This window comes from Salinimicrobium marinum (genome assembly GCF_014651535.1).
GTDB lineage: Bacteria > Bacteroidota > Bacteroidia > Flavobacteriales > Flavobacteriaceae > Salinimicrobium > Salinimicrobium marinum.
In genome coordinates this window covers 845,561-864,036 of sequence record NZ_BMXB01000001.1, presented here as the reverse complement: position 1 = coordinate 864,036, position 18,476 = coordinate 845,561, and the positions used below count along the sequence as shown (strand labels likewise).

Annotated in this window: 15 protein-coding genes and 1 pseudogene; 6 read left to right on the top strand and 10 right to left on the bottom strand. The window is 37.6% G+C overall.

Going from position 1 to position 18,476, the window contains the following annotated elements; genetic code table 11:
- Window positions 1-24: 24 nt before the first annotated feature.
- From IE056_RS03630 to IE056_RS03590, 9 genes and pseudogenes are all read right to left on the bottom strand, one after another.
- Window positions 25-1,392 (bottom strand): CsgG/HfaB family protein, encoded by a 1,368-nt coding sequence (locus IE056_RS03630; protein ID WP_189603305.1) that lies wholly within the window; start codon window positions 1,390-1,392, stop codon window positions 25-27.
- A 16-nt stretch (window positions 1,393-1,408) separates the two neighbouring features.
- A complete protein-coding gene (locus IE056_RS03625; RefSeq protein ID WP_189603304.1) occupies window positions 1,409-1,813 on the bottom strand; it encodes a curli production assembly/transport component CsgF in 405 nt (134 codons plus the stop codon).
- A 17-nt stretch (window positions 1,814-1,830) separates the two neighbouring features.
- The gene (locus IE056_RS03620) at window positions 1,831-2,595 is read right to left on the bottom strand and encodes a CsgE family curli-type amyloid fiber assembly protein (RefSeq protein ID WP_189603303.1); all 765 of its coding nucleotides are present in this window, start codon (window positions 2,593-2,595) and stop codon (window positions 1,831-1,833) included.
- Window positions 2,592-3,116: a hypothetical protein gene (locus IE056_RS03615; protein ID WP_189603302.1), complete on the bottom strand. Its 525-nt coding sequence runs from the start codon at window positions 3,114-3,116 to the stop codon at window positions 2,592-2,594. The genes IE056_RS03620 and IE056_RS03615 overlap by 4 nt, the downstream gene beginning before the upstream one ends.
- 72 nt (window positions 3,117-3,188) lie before the next feature.
- Entirely contained in the window at window positions 3,189-4,172 is a 984-nt protein-coding gene (locus tag IE056_RS03610; protein WP_189603301.1) for a hypothetical protein, read from the bottom strand.
- A 1,034-nt stretch (window positions 4,173-5,206) separates the two neighbouring features.
- Window positions 5,207-6,049, bottom strand: a complete 843-nt coding sequence (locus IE056_RS03605; protein WP_189603300.1) for a hypothetical protein — start codon at window positions 6,047-6,049, stop codon at window positions 5,207-5,209.
- Between the two features lie 800 nt (window positions 6,050-6,849).
- Window positions 6,850-8,098: pseudogene (locus IE056_RS03600) on the bottom strand (transposase).
- A gap of 146 nt (window positions 8,099-8,244) precedes the next feature.
- The gene (locus IE056_RS03595; protein WP_189603299.1) at window positions 8,245-10,431 is read right to left on the bottom strand and encodes a glutamine synthetase III family protein; all 2,187 of its coding nucleotides are present in this window, start codon (window positions 10,429-10,431) and stop codon (window positions 8,245-8,247) included.
- A gap of 121 nt (window positions 10,432-10,552) precedes the next feature.
- Window positions 10,553-11,500: a calcium/sodium antiporter gene (locus IE056_RS03590; protein ID WP_189603298.1), complete on the bottom strand. Its 948-nt coding sequence runs from the start codon at window positions 11,498-11,500 to the stop codon at window positions 10,553-10,555.
- Between the two features lie 318 nt (window positions 11,501-11,818).
- Between IE056_RS03590 and IE056_RS03585 the strand changes: the two genes are divergently transcribed.
- Entirely contained in the window at window positions 11,819-11,971 is a 153-nt protein-coding gene (locus IE056_RS03585) for an SsrA-binding protein (protein ID WP_189603297.1), read from the top strand.
- 48 nt (window positions 11,972-12,019) lie between these two features.
- Here the strand turns inward: IE056_RS03585 and IE056_RS03580 are convergent, their stop codons facing one another.
- Window positions 12,020-12,532: an adenine phosphoribosyltransferase gene (locus tag IE056_RS03580; RefSeq protein ID WP_189603296.1), complete on the bottom strand. Its 513-nt coding sequence runs from the start codon at window positions 12,530-12,532 to the stop codon at window positions 12,020-12,022.
- 190 nt (window positions 12,533-12,722) lie between these two features.
- Between IE056_RS03580 and IE056_RS03575 the strand changes: the two genes are divergently transcribed.
- From IE056_RS03575 to IE056_RS03555, 5 genes are all read left to right on the top strand, one after another.
- The gene (locus IE056_RS03575) at window positions 12,723-13,208 is read left to right on the top strand and encodes a YciE/YciF ferroxidase family protein (RefSeq protein WP_189603295.1); all 486 of its coding nucleotides are present in this window, start codon (window positions 12,723-12,725) and stop codon (window positions 13,206-13,208) included.
- A gap of 191 nt (window positions 13,209-13,399) precedes the next feature.
- Window positions 13,400-14,923 (top strand): FAD-dependent oxidoreductase, encoded by a 1,524-nt coding sequence (locus IE056_RS03570; protein ID WP_189603294.1) that lies wholly within the window; start codon window positions 13,400-13,402, stop codon window positions 14,921-14,923.
- A gap of 93 nt (window positions 14,924-15,016) precedes the next feature.
- The gene (locus IE056_RS03565; RefSeq protein WP_189603293.1) at window positions 15,017-15,487 is read left to right on the top strand and encodes a ferritin family protein; all 471 of its coding nucleotides are present in this window, start codon (window positions 15,017-15,019) and stop codon (window positions 15,485-15,487) included.
- Between the two features lie 10 nt (window positions 15,488-15,497).
- A complete protein-coding gene (locus IE056_RS03560; protein ID WP_189603292.1) occupies window positions 15,498-15,866 on the top strand; it encodes an SPW repeat protein in 369 nt (122 codons plus the stop codon).
- Between the two features lie 163 nt (window positions 15,867-16,029).
- Window positions 16,030-18,402 carry a S9 family peptidase gene (locus IE056_RS03555; RefSeq protein ID WP_189603291.1) on the top strand — a complete coding sequence of 791 codons (2,373 nt, stop codon included), beginning with the start codon at window positions 16,030-16,032 and terminating at the stop codon, window positions 18,400-18,402.
- Window positions 18,403-18,476 lie beyond the last annotated feature (74 nt).

The window sequence follows — 18,476 nt, the reverse complement described above, 5'->3', positions numbered from 1 at the left end:
TAATATAGATTTTGAGGTTGAAACTTAGTTGCCAAAGTAGAAATTAATACCAGCTCCGAAATTGAAATAAAAATCATCCCGTTTGCCGTTTACCGTGTAGTCCACTTCATCGGAAAAAGTGAGGTTATGGTCTCCAAATATTTTTAATCCGATGTTATCGGAAATGAAATATTCTATTCCCGCTCCATACTGAACCTTAAAAAATGAAGTAGAAAGATCTTCCGGTGTATCTGATGCCAGAGAAAATATATATCCCGGTCCGCCGTAAACAAATGGTGTAATATTATCCTCTGGCAGTAATTTAAACTGAGCATTAAGATCTATTCCCGCGAATTGCTCCTGAAAAGATCCGTTGTTACTTAACTCAAAAAAGTTCCCTGCAATACCTACTGAAAAAGAAGGAGTGAATTGTTGTGTATACCCTATCCTTCCCATGAAGCCCGGAGAATTATCTGAATAATCCCCGCTTAACAAACTGGCACCAAAGTCCACCTCAAAGTAACCTGAGGGATTCCTTTCTGTCAATTTTCTATTATAAAGCTCCGTAAGTTCCGCCTCCTCCTGCTCTTCATCATAGCGGTCAATAAGTTCTTGTGCTATGGCCTCATCCTGTGTAGACCAAAGATTATCTTTTAATCCTTCAACAATTAAGCTTTCAACACCTTTTTCTATTGCCTCCTTCACTGCCAATTGAACAGGTTCATTTCTCGTAAAACCAGATTCGACCTCTAAAAGCCTTTGGAAACTTACGTATTTATACAAACTCACATCCACCGCCTGTGAAAGTATAGTCTTGGAAATATATACATTTTTCAGGATTTTTCCACTGGAAGTAGAGATAGCTCTAAGGTAGATTGTAATTCTATCCTGGCGATATTGTGTACTTCCTCCAACGCCAAAATACCTCGCTCCCATTCCGCCGGTAATAATATTGGTATCATAAGAGACAATACCACCTTCTAAAAGAATTCCAGCATAAAGTAGTGGAGGCACCTGAGGCTGGTTCGTACTAGATCCCTGATATTCCTGCCGGGTTGACCGTATGATATTGCGTTCATTAAGCAGGTTCCCTATGTTTTCACGTTCAATAGGAGTAAACCATCTAGAATCTTCAAGGGCTTTAATAAGAATGGATGTTGCTCCTTGGGTAACTGCTGTACTGAAGGTGCTTCCTACATCAGAAGGTTTGTACTGCCCGGTGAGATCCCTGAAATTGTAGACTCCTACTACTACAGGCTCCTGAGGAAGAGGTAAATTTTTTAATGTTTTTGTAACATCCGTACTCTCTCCGATTCTTGCTTCCTGAACATCCACCGGCTGATTGAAATAAGTTCCACAAGATAATGTCGTAGCCGAAAGAACAATCAGGATTGCACTTTTAAAATTTTTCATATAAGATGTAGGTTAATTAATTGGGGATCACGATTTGGGTCTGTTCTCCTGTATTGGTATCTAAAATATTTATTACGAGTCCCTCATTAGACGGATATATATCCAAGGCTAAACTCCCAAAGGTGTAGGTTCCGGGAGAAAGTCCATCCTGCCCAAACTGATTGGTGAACATACTCCTACTTACCTGGCCTAAAAGTTGTGAGTTCAGACTGGAAGTAAATCTTTCTAGTTCAGTTTGTTGCGCACGTCCCGTTGTAGCTGATGGATCCTCAAAAGAATTTTGTGCCTCGGCAGAAGCTAGTAGCCATTGCGAATTATATGGATTTCCTCCAAAAGCTGGATTTTTTGGTGTATACACCAAATCCTGCGCCTGGCAGGACAAAGCACCCATAAAGAACAGGAGTACAAAAAAAGATTTCATAGGTTAATATATTTGGGTTAGTATCGGGTTATATTTTCATTTCTGTTTTTAAGATATTCGAAATATCTGTTAACCTGTTTTAAAGCTTCATCTGCTTGTTCCTGAAGAAAATCAAGTTTTGGACGTGCAAAAAACTGATAAACAATTCTATCTTCTACTTTTACCATTATTCTTGTTGTTCTTCCAAAACTGATCATTTCATCAATCTGGATAATTTTATTTCCCTGGTTTGGACTCAGACTGTATTTTTGATAGAAGAAATCGTAAAAATCCTTACCGGGTTTTGTTTTAGTATTTTCCGTCACCATACCAAGTAATTGAATACCTTCATTATCTTTTTTAAATGACATTTCGGCTTCAACTTTTTCCTGCTCATCCTGGTCGTATAATTTGCGATCTGTCCCAATAATATTATCATCCTCATCATAAATCAGCAAAAGAATAATCGTTCGAATATTAGGATTAACAGAAACAGAAGTTCGGGAAAGATTTTTTGTCTCAAAGGGTTCTAAAGTAAAACGACCGGACTGAGAGTTTTTAGAGGAGTTACTATTATTACCACTAGAAGTAATTACAGAAAGTTCATACCTAAGACTATAATTGCTTTCTGTTTTGTTTGTTGCTGTACCAACAATTTCTAGAATATCATCTTTTGTATCATTGGTGTTTATTACAGCCTCTATCTCGGAATTGAAATTTTGAGCATCAACGAATTCGGAGGAGAATAAAACGATTAGGTATAAACCTAATTTATAATCCTTTATGTTGGCCCACCTGATCATTGAAAACTTCTAATAATTAATGATTTTGAATCACCTGTAAGATTAAATTCAAGTTTATTAGTAATAGAATTAGTGCCATATTTTTCGACATGATTGTTATTACCATTTTGCTGAAGACTCAGTTCAACAGTTCGAGAAGGTGCAAAAGTATGGTCCAGAAGATAATTGTTGTCGCCCGATTGCACTAAAGTATATTTCACCTTTTCGGCATTCAGATCTATAGAAAATTCGTTTCCCATACCGGCTTGGGTAAACCTTGCGTCCAAATTAGGAGAAGAAATTTGAGCATTTACCCTATTATTATTGCCTATTTGTTCTATAAAAATATTGTTTCCTGAAGGTATAGAACTTAATTGCGATTCTGATATTTTCCAGTCCTGAAGAGCCAAGGCAGAATATTGTTTTTCCTTATCAATGCTTCCTAATTCTGAAGTGAATAAGTCACTTTCCTGAGAAAAAGAAAGAAGGGTACCAGAAAAGTATATAAAGCAAAAAACACAGATATTATAAAATAGTCTCATCTCAATCAGGTTTTTTTATAAGAGCTGGATTATTATATTTATAATAATCCAACTCTTATAAATTATATTAATTTACAGTGAACTCTGGGTAACGTTTGAAATATTACCAGAACCATTCTGAAAAGTCCATGATATATTACTATCATTATTTTGTTGAACATTAGAATAGTTCTCAGAACCACCCCATTGTTTTACGAAAGCCCTGTTATCATTACCTACTTGATGCAAATCAGAGTGATCATCATCTCCAAACTGGAATACCATTCCCATGTTTCCGTTTCCTTCAGCCCTGTGCCAGGAATCGTTACCATCTCCCCACTGTTTTAGATATCCATAGTTGTCATCACCATCCGCACGAATAATTCCTCTGTTATCGTCACCAACCTGAGTCATATCGGCAACGTTACCGTCTCCATATTGTCTTGTGATTCCATCGTTGTCATTTCCGTACTGAAAAATTACAGATACATTGCTGATGGCACCATTATCCCGACTATCTGTTATTTGTTCATTCCATATTTCATTGTCATTGCCCATCTGAATAAGTGTGGCAGAATTTCCATCAGTACTACCAGATCTCGCATTTTGATAACTCTCTACATCATTATCATCACCTAACTGTTTTACAAACGCAACGTTGTTATCGTTATGTTGCTCGACATCAGATACGTTATCACTCCCAAATTGCTTTACAATAGCTGAATTGTATTCGGCTCGCTGGGTTCCCTGCAGAACATCAGATTCGTTGTTGTTTCCAAAAGCCTGAATGACGAATGTATAGTTTTCATCTCCATTTTGTTCAACATCAGAATCATTAGCGTCACCAAATTGGCGAACATAAGCTTGGTTCAGATAACCGCTTGCATCAGAAACTATACCTGCTTGTGTCACAACAGAATTATTGGTCCCTTCCTGGTAAACATCAGCCATGTTATCAGTAAATTCCTGAGATACCACACTGGTGTTAGCTCCAATTTGATCAACTTCAGCTTGATTACCATTTCCGGTTTGACCGACAGTACTGGTATTTTGAGCAAAACCAATTGCTCCAATCATTAGCGCTGTTGCGCTTAAAACTACTTTGTTCATAAAAAATATATTTAGAATGGTTAATAAATTACTTGCTTGAAAGGCAAATGAACAACACAAAACATCATCATGCCCGAGGGGATAGCATTCACTGTTTAAATAGATCGAGATTTATTGTAGAGGAAAAATTCTCTCAATCACATTGCTAATGTAGATAAAAATAAAGCTGTTAAAAACGTGATTCCCACAGTTTTCGATAAAGTGCAAAAGGGGAAAAATCCGGTTTTCTTACATTTGCTCAGAAAATACGTACAAAAAAGAAGATTGTTAATATTTAGTTAAAACACAAATTTAAATATTCTTGTAATTGAATTCTTACAAACCTCAGGACTGTTAGTTTTAAAACTTAGGGTTTAAGAGATTTATTCTACTATTAGAATTAATTATTAAATTATTTCCCTTTGCATTAAAAAATATTAAAACCCAAACTACTTTTGTTAGTGTTCTTAACTATATCTGTATGGTACATCTAATACAAACCTGTAGATATATGGTATGGAATGACAAAATATCCTTTACAGCAGATATGAAGCATATCTACACCGCACCCAACTAGCAAGCTGCCAATAGTGCCTGGAAGATTTTGCAGGCTATGTGAAGGCAAGAACTCGTAAGCTGTGAAAAGCTGGAGGGACAACTGGGAAGATCCTACCGAATTCTTAAAGTTTTCACTATAAATGAATAAATCATTTATACCACCAACATTATCGAGAACCCAAATGGGAAAATCAGGAAGTAAATTAAAATAAACTATCCTTACCTATAGATGAGACAGTGATAAAATATGTATAATTGACTACGAGGGAAGTCACTAAAAAGTTGTCAATGCCTATCAGGAATTAGGGCATTATTTTAAATCAGTTTCTTTCAATTTATGAAAAAGGGTCGGACTTTAAAAAAATCCAACCCTTTATATTAACTTTACACTCTTTGCGGGATAGTGTACACCCAGATGAATTAACTTTTTAATTTATTCTCTCTATTTTATTGCTTTGTATTCCCTAATTACTCTGGTTTATAGTTGCAATGTTTGCTCCACTTTGGGTAAGAGTTTGAGTATGTCCAATACCGCTTTGATTAACTTGCGCCCAGTTGTCTGCATTACCTCCACCATCATTCTGCGTAATTACAGAAGAAAGAAAGTCTCCATTTTGTATTACTGCCGCCTCATTAGAAAAAGTTCCATTAAAACTGCCTGAAAAATTTCCAGATTGATTAACTTTTGAATAATTATCATCTCCGGTCTGATCTAGACTAGAATAATTCGAGTTATCTATCTGATCCACATCTTCAATATTGCTATTCTGCCCCCTGGGAAGATAAGCGCTAGACAAAGTTGTTTGGCGGCTGTATGCGTAATTTTCATTGCCTTCCTGATTTATATTGGAATAGTTCCCAAGACTACCGTTTGGATTTGAATCTTGGATTAAATCAACTGTGTTGTCATTTCCAACTTGGTTTACATAAGCTCTGTTATAGTCTGCTATTTGTTTTACATAAGAACTGTTACTATTACCATCTTGGACTATCCCACTTTGGTTGTCATCATGAGCACGAGAACTTCCCTGCTCAAGCTGGGAGGAATTATTGGAACCATCCTGCCATACGTCCGCATAATGTTCTTCACCGTCCTGTGCTATAGTGGAAGTGTTAGTACCGTTTTGATCGACCAAGGCTACATTGTCTGCATGTTCTTGAGTAATAGTACTCTGATTAGTTCCAATTTGGTCTACAGTGGCTTGATTATTTCCGCCGGCCTGGGTAGCTGTACTCGTATTCCCGGTTTGAGCAAACATCATTGCTCCACACATTAGCGCTGCTGCGCTTAAAACTACTTTTTTCATAATAAAATATTTAAAATGGTTAATAATTACACATCTGAAAAGGCAACATAGCTTTATCATTGATCAACAGCATCTTTTCACTCGGGGGAAAGTTTTTTTGCCTAAAAAATTAATTGAGAAATGTTGTAGAGGAAAGATTATATCTCAATCACATGGCTAATGTAGATAAAAATATAGCTGTTAAAAATGTGATTTACGTACTTTTCGATAAACTGTAAAAGGTGAAAAATTCGATTCTATCGCTCCATCCCAGTAAGAACAGACAGAAAGCAGGAATGTTAAAAAAGACTTAAAACACAAACTGAAAATATACTGTAAGCAAATTCACACATTTAAAAAGCTTTTTTGGAAAATTTTAGAATCAGTGTAATAGATTTGCATTTGCAATCTATCATTCATTTATTTTATGATCTAATTTCAAGATATTTATAACCATTTTAAGCAACCTACTTTCTGGAAAATTATCTTCGAGGTAAGCCCCGAGGCATTAGCTAAAATAATTTATTCGGTATTCAAATCCCATATTAATCCTCTATTCCAAATAAGTCTTCTTTAATAGCCGATCCAAATGGTATAGCAACAAAGACCCATTTTCTATTATGGAGGTGTTTATTTGAGCTCACGCTCAAAAGTTCCTAATTTTTTCATTCGATGCAAACCTCAGGGTTTTTACCCTACTAGAAAAAAAGAATCCGTCTCATTTACCAAAATGAGGCGGATTTTTATTTGGGCAGATTTATACCCGATGATTTGACCTTTTGTGATAAATTTTCTTCAAAAAAAAGTAAAGAAGGACATTCTTACGCACTCTTCTTCCTAATATTATGTGCCAGGGCGTGTAATCCGAACTCTAGTTCCACTTTGTCGAGTCCGCGATGGGTAAATCTCTTAAATTTTCTGTTTTATTTGATATGGGCAAACACCGGTTCCACATCGGTCGTTCTTTTTTTCGTTTCAGTTCTCCTATTTCAAATAAAAGATCTTCCCTGGCTTTTTGTTTATAATATTCCAGGTTATGATTACGCTCTACCATGCGAGTATGCTTGCCTTTAAAGCAAACACTTCTTATTGAGCAACCCTCACAGTTTTCTTTATACTTACCTTCTGGTATAGGTATTTATAATCCTGCAAATGAGGTTTTAAAGTGTGGATATCATTAGTATCCTGATGTAAGGTGTAATTGGGTCTTCGGAGCTGATCTGTACATTATATCCGGGCTTTAATTGCCCGTTCTTCATATGGTCCTCTTTCATTCGCATGAAAGTCGCATCGGGATCGGTCTTGCTGTAGCTACTTCGATTGCCCAGGATTTCCTCCTGCTTTTCATACTTCTCCAGATTAGCAGTAAAATTCTTTACAATGTAGCGAGCCTTGGCTTTGGCTTTAGGAGTGGCTTTGTCATTACCCTTTAGGATCTTATTAATCTTTTGAGCCGTTTTCTCCACCTTCTCTTTATCGACTTTTTTTAAAATTCGGAGGGGTAGAATCCTTATCTTCATCATCAGCAATACTCTGTGCATAGTCCCACATCTCTTCGAGTTGCTGCATCATTTTTTCTTTGCGGGTTTTTATAGCATTACCCCAGACAAAGGTATAGCGTCCGGCCACAGATTCGATCTTGGTGCCATCGGTATACACTTCTTTTAAAGTCACCAGACCTTCCTGCGCCAATAACAGTAATACTTGCTTAAAGATATCTTTGAATACCCCTTTAAGTTTTTTACTTCTAAAACGTGCAATAGTTTTATGATCGGCTACTTGTCTATTGGAGAGCCACATAAATTTGATGTTCTCACGCATGGCTTTCTCTATCTTGCGGCTTGAATAGGTATTGTCCATGTAAGCATAGACCATCACCTTCAACATCATTTTGGGGTGGTAACTCGGTTGACCGTCTTTACTGTAGGCTTTTATCAATGGTTGAATGTCCAAATGTTCAATAACCCCATTCACAATCCTAACCGGATGATCCTCGGGAATCAATTCTTCAATGGAGGGTGGTAAAAGCCAATTTTGTTGCTGATTATAATCTTTGAATTTATGGCTCATAAGGCTGATAAGGCTGATAAGGCTGATTATCAGCACTTAAAAATACTAAAATTCTTACAAAAAGACAAGCAGCTGCAGCTAAAAAACAAAAAAGCTGCCTCGGATTAATGAGACAGCTTCGTTAGAATATCAAAAAAATTATCAAATTACCTAGTAAATAACAACTCCCTGTATTTAGTCAACGGCCAGATTTCATCATCTATTAACAATTCCAGCTTATCACAGTGGTAACGAATAGTATCAAAGTATGGCTTCACATCATCACAGTATGCAAAAGCACGTTTTTCGGCATCTTCCAGTTTGTTTGCAACTTTCCTGGCTTCGATCATGTCAGTAATTCCGCTGTTTATTTTTTCAATATGTAAAGATATATCCTCTATGATCTGTAATTGTTCTTTAGAGTACGTTTTGAAATTGTCTCCATAGATATCCTTTAAACCACGAACATTTTTGATAAGGATATTCTGATAACGGATTGCTGTAGGAATTACATGGTTTCGAGCAATGTCCCCAAGTATCCTGCTTTCTATTTGAATATGCATCGCATATTCTTCCAGCTCGATTTCATGCCTGGCTTCTATTTCGACCCTATTCATTACAGCCAACTCTTCAAAAAGAGATATGGTTTTATCAGAAATTTTTGCTTTTAAAGCCTGTGGAGTGGTTTTGTTGTTACTTAAACCTCTTTTTTCAGCTTCCTTTTCCCAGGCTTCTCCATAACCATCACCTTCAAATCGTATATCTCGTGATTTTTTGATGTATTCTCTCAGTACATTAAAAATAGCATCATCCTTCTTCATCTTATCATTTTTGATAAGCTCATCAACTTCTTTTTTGAAATCGATCAATTGCTTCGCAACAATTGCATTTAAGACAGTCATTGGTTGCGCACAATTTGCTGTAGAGCCTACTGCTCTAAATTCAAATTTATTACCTGTAAATGCAAAAGAAGAAGTCCTGTTACGATCTGTATTATCCAAAAGGATTTCAGGGATCTTGCCTACTACGTTCAATTTGATGTCGGTCTTTTCCTGAGGAGAAAGTTTACCATCAGTGACTTTTTCCAATTCATCCAGCACTTCTGTTAGCTGAGAACCAATAAATGTTGATATGATTGCAGGTGGGGCTTCGTTTGCTCCTAGTCGGTGATCATTTGATGCACTTGCAATGGTTGCCCTTAAAAGCTCCTCATTATCATGAACTGCCTTGATGGTATTTATGAAAAATGTAAGAAACTGAAGGTTCTTCATAGGAGTTGACCCGGGGCTCAATAAGTTTGTACCGGTATCTGTGCTTAAAGACCAGTTGTTATGTTTTCCGCTACCATTGATTCCCGCAAAAGGTTTTTCATGGAACAATACCACAAAATTGTGTCGCTCTGCCACTCTGTTCATCACATCCATTAACAGAGAATTGTGATCTACTGCCAGATTAGCTTCCTCAAAAATAGGAGCTAATTCAAATTGATTTGGTGCAACCTCGTTATGCCTCGTCTTTACAGGAACTCCCAGTAACATACATTCTTTCTCAAGATCTCTCATATAAGAAAGCACCCGGCTCGGTATTGAACCAAAATAATGATCATCCAATTGCTGGCCTTTGGCAGGAGAATGTCCCAGCAAGGTTCTTCCGGCTAACTGTATGTCGGGTCTGGAAGCAGCCAAAGCAGAATCAATAAGGAAATATTCCTGCTCCCATCCTAAAGTAGCCTGAACTTTCGTCACGTTTTTATCAAAGTATTTTGCCACAGCAGTTGCTGCATGATCTACAGACTGCAACGCTCTAAGCAAAGGGGTTTTATAATCTAGTGCATCTCCTTTATATGAAACAAATACACTAGGAATACATAAAGTAGTACCATATATAAATGCGGGAGAAGTTGGATCCCATGCCGTATAACCACGGGCTTCAAAAGTATTTCTTATTCCGCCGTTTGGAAAACTCGAAGCATCGGGTTCTTGTTGCACCAATGCTCCCCCTCCAAATTTTTCTATAGCAAGACCATCTCCAATTGTTTCAAAAAAAGCATCATGTTTTTCGGCTGTAGAACCTGTAAGTGGTTGAAACCAGTGTGTATAATGGGTTGCTCCTTTAGCAATTGCCCATTCCTTCATACCTGTAGAAATGTGATCGGCAATGGTACGGTCTATCTTTTTCCCAGATATATTAGCGTCTACCACGCTCTGGTATGCTTCCTTAGTAAGGAATTGCCGCATTACACTTGTATTGAAAACGTTACGTCCAAAAGTTTCCGATCGGCGTTCGTCCTCATGAATCTCAACCGGTTTTCTGTTTAAGGTTTCCCTGAGGGCCTGAAATCTAATTGTAGCCATGTTCTAATCTTCTTTTTTAAAATGAAACTAGACAAAACTACATATTTTTTCCAACCCCTCTATATTTTATGGGGCGATTTGTGTTACTTTTAATATATTCTTAAATACACCCCCTTATTTTCTACTCTGTGAAGGCTAAACTGATAAAAATTACATATCCTATAAATAATACTACTCCTTTGATGCGCCCTAAATTCAATTTCTTCGGAAGAAATGCCATAGGAATTAAGATAAAAGCAAATGCTATCATCCAGAAAATATCATTTGTAAGAATGGCATCAGATTTTACAATAATTGGCTGAATAACAGCAGTAATACCCAATACTGAAGCAATATTAAAAATATTAGAACCTATAAGATTTCCGAGGGAAATTGCTTTTTCCTGCTTCAGGGCCGCAATAACTGAAGCTGCCAGTTCCGGAACACTTGTTCCAACAGCAATCATCGTAACCGAAATAACCCGTTCACTTATTCCCATCATTGTGGCAAGATCTACAGCCCCGGAAACCAGAAGCTCAGAACCTCCCCAAAGGGCAACTCCACCAATAAGGAGCCAAATGATCATTTTAAAATTAGAAACAACCTGCAGGTTGTCATCAAAATCTTCGGTCTCAACTTCCCTAGTATAGCGGGCACGACGGATAAGAAAAAACAAATAGACACATAAAGCAAGAATTAGCCCTATCCCCTCTTCCCTGCTTAAAGCGCCACCCGACAATAGAAAAAAGTAAAGCACTACAGAAAACAGCATCATCACCGGCCAATTGAATTTATAAAAATCCCTGTCTACCAGAATTGGTGAGATAATGGCGGTGATTCCCAGCACCAGGCCTATGTTGGCTATATTAGAACCTATTACATTACCTAAGGAAATATCTGAAAAACCTCCCAGCGCTGCCTGTAAGCTAACAAGAAGTTCAGGGGCAGAGGTAGCGAAGGAAACAATGGTTAATCCAATAACCATTTTTGAAATATTCAGCTTAAATGAAATGGCTACAGAGGAGCGCACAAGAAACTCTCCTCCTACTACCAATAATACCAGTCCAAGAAGAATGTAAAAAATACTCATAGAATTTAATTTTTACGTGCGAAGATAACAGAATCTTTTTTTTGAATTTAACCAAAGGTGGCTTTTTAAACTATTCAGCCACATTTAGAATCAGTTACACATCTTCGGAAACTGAGCTGGAAAGACTCGAATAATTTAACCTGAAGAAAATGATGTTACCTCATTTTATAGTAAGTATTAAGAAAGGAAGGACCTCACCAATATTAGAATAATCCTGCCCGGAAATCAATCTAAAATCTCATTTTTCCGTACTTATAGCTTGTATAAAGTGGTTTTTTGATTTTCAGTATCTTTGATAGAAACCAACTACAGAAAATTATGAAAAACGGACTTTTCAAAGTACTTTCGAAATTCAACAAAAAAATGTTGCCAAACTACAGTCAAAAGCAACTGGACCTGGCGAAGGCTACAAAACTTCAAAAGGCTATTATTGGCTGGAAAACCTGGGTGACCAAAAACAGTTTGAAATAATAACTTTTCCTAACAAATCATGAAATCGCATCTTACTCTTTTGTTCCATTAAAAAGTAAACAAGGAAACTATCTTATTTGGAGTAAGTTTTTCCTTTCCTTTTAAAAAAGCGAGATCCATCAGGAAATTACACTGCACGATCTCTCCTCCCATTTTCTCTATCAACTTGCAAGCCGCTGCTGCAGTTCCTCCGGTAGCAAGCACATCATCATGGATAAGCACCTTTTCTCCAGGCAAAATGCCGTCACAGTGAATTTCCAGCGTATCTTCCCCATATTCCAGAGAATACCTTTCTCTTAAAGTTTTGTAGGGTAATTTACCAGGCTTTCTAATAGGAACAAACCCGGCATTTAATTTCTCTGCCAACAAGGTTGCGAAAAAGAATCCGCGAGATTCTATTCCCACCACTTTCTGTATTTCTGCACCGCCTAATTCATCAAGAAATCTGTTCACAGCTTCCCGCATGGCTTCAGGATTTTGCAGTAGCGGGGTGATGTCCTTATATATAATTCCCGGTTTCGGAAAATCCTGAATATCTCGAATATAGTCTTCTAATCTCATATTGGTAATGTAGTTTTTACGAAGTTAAACTTTTCTTCAGGAAGAAAAGAAAGCAGATATTGATCCAAAACAAATTCAGGCTAGCATTTCCGGTTCTGGTTTAATAAAATAACAACAAAGATTTATTAGACATTTAACTAGGTTTCAATTTGTTAGTTAGTAGTTTAGGATAAATAAAAAAATCAGAAAAATGAAAAATTTAAAAGACCTTTTTGAACACCAATTGAAGGATTTGTATAGTGCCGAGTCTCAACTTATTGAAGCATTGCCCAAAATGGTAAAGAATGCAGATGACGATAAATTAAAAAAAGCTTTTGAAAAGCACCTTGAAGAAACAAAGGAGCACAAAAAAAGACTGGAAGAGATCTGTGATACTCTTGGCATCAAGCCAACCGGTGAAAAATGTAAAGCCATGGAAGGACTTGTGAAAGAAGCAGAATCTTTCCTGAAAGAAGACACTGAAAAAGACGTGAAAGATGCCGGACTTATTGCTGAAGCTCAAAGAGTAGAGCATTATGAAATCTCTGGATATGGTACGGCTGCAAGATATGCCAAAGAACTTGGACATAATGATATTGCATCCAAGCTAAAAAAGACGCTTGATGAAGAATATAAGACAGATGACCTGTTAACTGAAATGGCTGAAAAGCGATTAAACAGAGAAGCAAAGAAATAATTGGCTTAAAAGAGGCTGTTTAGAAAATTTTTAAACATATCCCGATACTGCTTTTAGTTCACTTTCATAACATACTGGTTATTAAAGTCTGCTAATAACAAGATCTGGATAGCTTTAAGGCTGTTTCTTTTAACAGCCTCTTTTTTTATCTCTTATTAAAAATACTAATAATAGAATAAATTAACTGATTTATGTTTACTCAATCTCTATGGAACTCATTTTCCGGAACTACAAATTTTCCTCAATTAACTAAAGACATTCAAGTAGATGTCGCTATCGTTGGTGGAGGTATTACCGGAATTTCCACTGCTCAGTTATTAGCTGAAGCAGGATTTTCTGTTGCCGTACTTGAAGCTCGTAAAGTAGGCGGTGGCACCACTTCCCATAGTACCGGAAATCTTTATTACAATATTGACCAGGTATTATCTTCTCTGCAGTCAAAGTATAATAATGAGATTATACGAAGAGTAGCCGGTTCAAGAAATAGTGCGGTGCAACTTATAGAGGAAAATGTAAAAAAATTCCAGATTGATTGTGATTTTAAACGGGTTCCTTCTTATCTCTATTCTTCTAACGAAGAAAATGCATCCAAAGTCGATAAAGAATATGAAACTGCTCTTGAAGCAGGAGTAAAAATGGAAATAGCCTCCAGTGAGGAGATACCTTTTAAAATGACCCGTGGAGTTAGAGTTTCGGGGCAGGCACAATTTAATTCCATGCGATATGTACAGGGGCTTGCTAACGCTATAGAAAGCGAATCCTGTAAAATTTATGAAAATACAAGAGTAGATGAATTTGAGGAAAACGACGAAGGAGTGACTCTTAGCACTACAGGAGGCATAGTAAGAGCAAAATACGCCGTGCATGCCACGCATACTCCCAAGGGCGTAAAAGTAATGTTTCACACTGTACTAGGGCCTTACAGGGAATACGGAGTTGCAGCTAAACTGAGTGCCGGGGAATATCCTGAAGGCATTTTCTGGGGGTATTATGGTTCGGGAGAAAAAGTTTCTGTAAGATCCTATTCAAGGGGAGAGGAAAAATTTATAATTGCCGTAGGTCAGCCTCACAAGGTTGGACAGGCAAAAGATAACAGTCAGCATATTGAACAACTTGTTACATTTCTAAAAGACCATTTTGACATTGGTGAAGTAACTCACCGCTGGGGAGGACAACATTATAAACCGGCAGATAAACTTCCTTATATAGGACCTCAATCTGAAGGTTCCAGAATCTACGTAGCCACAGGATTTTCTACAGATGGTTTAACTTACGGGGTTTTATCGGGGATGATCATTTCAGATCATATTGCCGGAAATGAAAATCCTTATACTGAAGTTTATAAAGCTTCAAGATTCACTCCTGCAAAATCGGCCAAAGAATTCTTAAAAGAAAATCTTAATGTAGCCACACAATTCATCAAGGACCTGCCTTTCAAAGGAGATGAGGATGAATTAAAGTTCCTGAAAAACGGCGAAGGAAAAATAATAGAAAAAGACGGACATAAAGTGGCTGCCAGCAGAAGTGAAAGTGGCGAACTGAATCTTCATTCTGCCTTCTGTACCCACATGTATTGCGTGGTCCACTGGAATAATGCCGAAAGAACCTGGGATTGCCCCTGCCATGGCAGCAGGTTTAATCAGGAAGGAGGAGTACTGGAAGGTCCGGCTCTGGAACCCCTGAAGAAGTTCAACTCATCTGGAGAGAAATCTTAAATGAACCTGAAAATTAATTAAAGAAAAAAAAATATGAACCTTATCATCCCCTCTGATTGACTTACACACCTTAAAATTTAAAAAATTTTAGCCATGAGTGATCGTATAAAATGTACCGCACGATTAAACGAACTACTGGAAAGTAACTTTTTTATTGCTAAAAGTTACAAGAGAATTATGAAATCTGTAAAGGAAGAGAACCTTCAAACATTTTTCAGAAAAAAAGCCTCAAAGCGATTTCAGTTTGCCATTGAACTAAGCGAAGAAATAGGTTTCCTAAAAGAAGCTTATTCATCCTATGGTCCTTTTTCACCATCTAAAAGAAAAATCAACATTTCTCCGGAAGAAAACCTGATTAGCCTTTTAAAAAAGGCTATTAAAAAGGATAAAAAGATCCTGAAGGATTATAACCACGCCATGTCCGTCATCAATGAAGGCTCTACAAGAGAGATTCTGCTAAGACATATGTCTATTATAGAAAAAAGCATTTTAGAGCTAAAAACTTTAAAAGCAGCTACCATGGAAGTTGCGCAAACCAAACCCCACGTGACAGCGCAAATTTAAAGATATCATTATGAGATTTATAAACACAAGAGTACATGGGATGATAGATTACCTAATGGGAATCCTGCTAATTGTTGCACCCTGGTTATTTGGTTTTGCCGATGGTAGTGCCGCGCAATGGGTTCCAATCATTCTAGGCCTCAGCGCCCTCCTCTACAGCTTCATTACAGATTATGAACTGGGGCTTTTAAAGATCCTATCCATGAAAGTACATTTGACAATAGACCTGCTTTCCGGATTTTTTCTTGCTGCTTCTCCCTGGATATTCGGTTTCGCCGACGAAGTTTACCTGCCTCATTTAATTCTTGGCCTGGCAGAAATAGTTGCCAGTTTGATGACTAAACAACATCCTGAGGGCCGAGAAACTTCAGTAACATAAAAGATTTTATAAAAACCTTATATAGATCCGCCTCCGGTATCCGGCATGGCGGATCTTTTTTTATGAACTGTTTTCGGCTGAAAAAATTATGATCAAATTTTATATCTTGCTGGTTCATCAGGTGAGGCTGCGTTGCTCCTCAATTTCAGTAAAAATAATTCAAATGAACAAAACCTTTTTTTGCCTTCTCCTTACAGGATTATCTATCCAGTTCTCGCTGGCACAACGATCTGAGCTTTCAGTAGAAAAAATTATGAAAGATCCTTCCTGGATGGGAACTTTCCCCTCCAACGTAAAATGGGGAGAACATGGAGAAAATATCTATTTCTACTATAATCTTCAGGAAGATCCCTCAGATTCACTTTACAAGATCAACATTAAAAATAGTGATGAGATCGTGAAGGTACATTGGAAAGATCAGGAAGAATTTATTCCTTCAAATGCTGTCTCTAATGATGCCAAAACAAAAAAGCTGTATGTAAAGGACGGGGCCCTCCTATTATATGATGTAAAAAGGCGTACCAAACAATCACTTTTGAACCTGGGAGAAGACATCAATGATCCACAATTTCTGGCAGATGAGAATTTCATCTCCTTTACACTTAATGATAATGCTTATGTGTATAATTTCAAAAAAGGAAATCTCAGAAAACTAACCAATATTAAGTCCGGCAGTAAAAGCAGTGATAGCGAAACATCTCTTTCTGAAAGAGATCAATGGCTTGAAAAAGAAAATTTGGGCCTTCTGGAAGTTGTTCGGGAGCGCAAAGAAAACAAAGAAGCTTCGGAAGCTTTTCGGGAAATGACAAAGAATCCGGAGCCGTTTACTTTTTATTCCGGAGCCAGACGAGTTTCAGATATTACAGTTTCCCCCGATTTGAAATATGCTACTTTCCGGTTAATTACCCGAAGCGATGCTGATAAAACCGATGTACCCGACTATGTGGATGCTTCAGGCTATACAGTTAATCTTCCGGCGAGAAGTAAAGTTGGAAGCGAACAGACTAAAGTTGAGCTGGCTATTTATAATATTGAGAAAGACACGGCATACCTGATAAATACAGAAAATTTACCGGGAATTACAGATCTTCCCGATTATACCGAAGATTATCCTGACACGGACTGGGAAAAAGAAGTGAGGGAAGTTATTCCTTCCGGAGCATATTTTTCAAAAAATGGTGAATATGCAGTGGTGAATGTTCGTTCGCATGACAATAAGGATCGATGGATCACCCGTCTTGATCTGGAATCGGGAGAGCTGAAAAACCTGGACCGGCAGCGGGATGAGGCGTGGATTGCAGGCCCCGGAATTGGGTATTCTTTTGGGGGTGGAACTTTTGGTTGGCTACCCGATAATCGCCACATTTATTTTCAAAGCGAAGAAACAGGCTATTCCCATTTATACCTTCTTAATGTGGAAAACGGAAATAAAAAACAATTAACCTCGGGAGATTATGAGGTTTTTGATCCTTTCCTTTCGAATAACAAAAAATACTGGTATTTAACAACTTCTGAAGTTCATCCCGGAGAGAGACATTTCTACAGAATGCCTTTAATGGGTGGCAAAATGGAGCAGCTAACATCCATGACGGGAAACAATGAAGTAAGTTTGTCTCCCGATGAAAAGTATATGGTTATCCAGCATTCTTACAGTAATAAACCCTGGGAGTTATACTTGAAAAATAACTCTGCAAAAGGCGAAGCCAGACAGCTGACTTCAGGGCAGTCTGAAGAATTCAGGAGCTACAATTGGAGAGATCCACAACTGTTGCAATTTGAAGCTGAAGATGGAGCGATGGTACCTGCCAGGCTATATAAACCAGAAGAAGGCGCGAAAAACGGAGCTGCTGTTATCTTTGTTCATGGAGCAGGATATTTACAAAATGCCCATAAATGGTGGTCCAGTTATTTCAGGGAATATATGTTCCACAACCTGTTAACAGATTTGGGTTATACTGTGCTGGATATTGATTATCGCGGAAGTGCAGGCTATGGTCGTGACTGGCGTACAGGCATCTACCGCCACATGGGTGGTAAAGATCTATCAGATCAGGTAGACGGAGCGGAGTATCTGATGTCCGAGCACGGCGTAAATGCCGAAAAAATTGGAATATATGGTGGTAGTTATGGAGGATTTATCACTCTAATGGCCTTATTTACTGAAGCCGAGACTTTTCAATCGGGTGCTGCGTTGCGATCTGTAACAGACTGGGCACATTATAACCACGGCTACACCTCAAATATCCTGAATGAACCTTCTAAAGATCCAATTGCCTATAAAAGATCCTCTCCTATTTACTTTGCCGAAGGACTTGAAGGAAATCTTTTGATCGCTCATGGAATGGTAGATGTAAATGTACATTATCAGGACGTAGTGCGCCTGGCACAACGACTTATAGAACTTAAAAAAGAAAATTGGGAAATGGCAGTATATCCGGTCGAAGATCATGGTTTTGTTGAACCAACCAGCTGGATGGATGAGTATAGAAGGATCTTGAAACTTTTTAATGAGACGTTGCTGGAACAGCAGCATTAAATTATGTATTGATGTAAAAAGAAAGGGCTTAGAAGCCCTTTTTTTATATATACAGGGATTTTTATAAGAATTTG

Excerpts from the sequence above, each read along its gene's own strand:
- IE056_RS03630 (WP_189603305.1), bottom strand. The coding sequence starts at position 1,392 with ATGAAAAATTTTAAAAGTGCAATCCTGATTGTTCTTTCGGCTACGACA.
- IE056_RS03625 (WP_189603304.1), bottom strand. The coding sequence starts at position 1,813 with ATGAAATCTTTTTTTGTACTCCTGTTCTTTATGGGTGCTTTGTCCTGC.
- IE056_RS03620 (WP_189603303.1), bottom strand. The coding sequence starts at position 2,595 with ATGATCAGGTGGGCCAACATAAAGGATTATAAATTAGGTTTATACCTA.
- IE056_RS03615 (WP_189603302.1), bottom strand. The coding sequence starts at position 3,116 with ATGAGACTATTTTATAATATCTGTGTTTTTTGCTTTATATACTTTTCT.
- IE056_RS03610 (WP_189603301.1), bottom strand. The coding sequence starts at position 4,172 with ATGATTGGAGCAATTGGTTTTGCTCAAAATACCAGTACTGTCGGTCAA.
- IE056_RS03605 (WP_189603300.1), bottom strand. The coding sequence starts at position 6,049 with ATGAAAAAAGTAGTTTTAAGCGCAGCAGCGCTAATGTGTGGAGCAATG.
- IE056_RS03595 (WP_189603299.1), bottom strand. The coding sequence starts at position 10,431 with ATGGCTACAATTAGATTTCAGGCCCTCAGGGAAACCTTAAACAGAAAA.
- IE056_RS03590 (WP_189603298.1), bottom strand. The coding sequence starts at position 11,500 with ATGAGTATTTTTTACATTCTTCTTGGACTGGTATTATTGGTAGTAGGA.
- IE056_RS03585 (WP_189603297.1), top strand. The coding sequence starts at position 11,819 with ATGAAAAACGGACTTTTCAAAGTACTTTCGAAATTCAACAAAAAAATG.
- IE056_RS03580 (WP_189603296.1), bottom strand. The coding sequence starts at position 12,532 with ATGAGATTAGAAGACTATATTCGAGATATTCAGGATTTTCCGAAACCG.
- IE056_RS03575 (WP_189603295.1), top strand. The coding sequence starts at position 12,723 with ATGAAAAATTTAAAAGACCTTTTTGAACACCAATTGAAGGATTTGTAT.
- IE056_RS03570 (WP_189603294.1), top strand. The coding sequence starts at position 13,400 with ATGTTTACTCAATCTCTATGGAACTCATTTTCCGGAACTACAAATTTT.
- IE056_RS03565 (WP_189603293.1), top strand. The coding sequence starts at position 15,017 with ATGAGTGATCGTATAAAATGTACCGCACGATTAAACGAACTACTGGAA.
- IE056_RS03560 (WP_189603292.1), top strand. The coding sequence starts at position 15,498 with ATGAGATTTATAAACACAAGAGTACATGGGATGATAGATTACCTAATG.
- IE056_RS03555 (WP_189603291.1), top strand. The coding sequence starts at position 16,030 with ATGAACAAAACCTTTTTTTGCCTTCTCCTTACAGGATTATCTATCCAG.